This is a genomic window from Streptomyces barringtoniae, from assembly GCF_020819595.1.
GTDB classification, from domain to species: Bacteria; Actinomycetota; Actinomycetes; order Streptomycetales; family Streptomycetaceae; genus Streptomyces; species Streptomyces barringtoniae.
The window spans coordinates 1-401 of sequence record NZ_JAJHNP010000115.1; the positions used below are offsets into that span (position 1 = coordinate 1).

The 401-nt window shown below is 71.1% G+C and carries 1 protein-coding gene; it reads right to left on the reverse strand.

All coding sequences use genetic code 11. From position 1 onward, the window contains the following. On the reverse strand, nt 1-401 hold a 401-nt coding region (locus LMU33_RS40970), incomplete at both ends, for a hypothetical protein (protein WP_228627214.1).

The following is a 401-nucleotide window of genomic DNA, read 5'->3' on the forward strand; positions in this document are numbered from 1 at the left end:
GGTCGGTCGTGGCCGGCGTCAGCACCCGCACCGAGGCACCGCGTGCGGTGAGGGTACGAGTGACGCCCGCCGGCCATGTGCCGTCCGCGTCCGGCGCGAGGACCAGCCAGGTTCCGGAGAGAGTCGGTGCCGTCGAGCTGTCGGGCAGTGGTTTCCAGGTGACCCGGTACCGCCATCCGTCGAGGGTCGACGTCTCACGGCTCTGCCGCCGCCAGGACGACAGCACGGGCAGCACCTCGCTCAGCCGCTGGTCCCCGTCGACCTCCAGCTCGGCGGCCAGCGTCTCCCAGTCCTCCCGCTCCACCGCCTCCCAGAAGCGGCTTTCGACGGAGTCGGTGGGGATGGTGTCTTGTGCGGCCGGGGCGGCTCCGGATTCCAGCCAGTAGTTCTGGTGCTGGAAG